Below are 598 nucleotides of genomic sequence, written 5' to 3'. Positions count from 1 at the left end.
AAGAGCGTTTAAAAGTGATTTCTTATGCCACCACCGAAGTCATTCGGCCCAGTATTTTTGGGGTTTTTATTATTACCGTTGTGTATCTTCCTATTCTGACATTAACGGGTGTGGAGGGCAAAATGTTTTTGCCTATGGCAGAAACCGTGATTATTGCCCTCATGTCCTCGATGTTATTCGCACTTACTTTTGTACCAGCAGCAATTGCAATTTTTTTGCGAGGACGTGTTCAGGAAAAAGAAAATTGGCTGGTGCATTATCTTTCAATTGGCTATGCACGTGTTTTGCGGCGATCTTTTCATGCGCGGCGTTGGGTTATAGGGGCTGCCGTTGTCTTAGTTGTATTGAGTTTGTTTATTGCATCGCGTATGGGCGGCGAATTTATTCCAAGCCTTGATGAAGGTGATATTGCCATGCATGCCATGCGTATTCCTGGGACAAGTTTGACTCAAGCCATCGCCATGCAGGATTTGGTTGAACAGAGGGTGAAACAATTTCCAGAGGTCAAAGCGGTATTTGCAAAATTAGGAACCGCAGAGGTAGCCACCGATCCGATGCCACCTAATGTTGCCGATACCTTTATTATTCTAAAAAAGCG

At 44.0% G+C, this 598-nt stretch carries 1 protein-coding gene; it reads left to right on the top strand.

Annotated elements, in window-relative coordinates; genetic code table 11:
* The coding region (locus tag A8O27_RS18245; protein WP_211269278.1) for an efflux RND transporter permease subunit at nt 1–598 on the top strand (598 nt) is incomplete at both ends.

This window comes from Legionella bozemanae (assembly GCF_001648595.1).
GTDB lineage: Bacteria > Pseudomonadota > Gammaproteobacteria > Legionellales > Legionellaceae > Legionella > Legionella bozemanae.
Note: the sequence above shows the minus strand (reverse complement) of the source record. Positions and strands in the feature narration are given on the sequence as shown.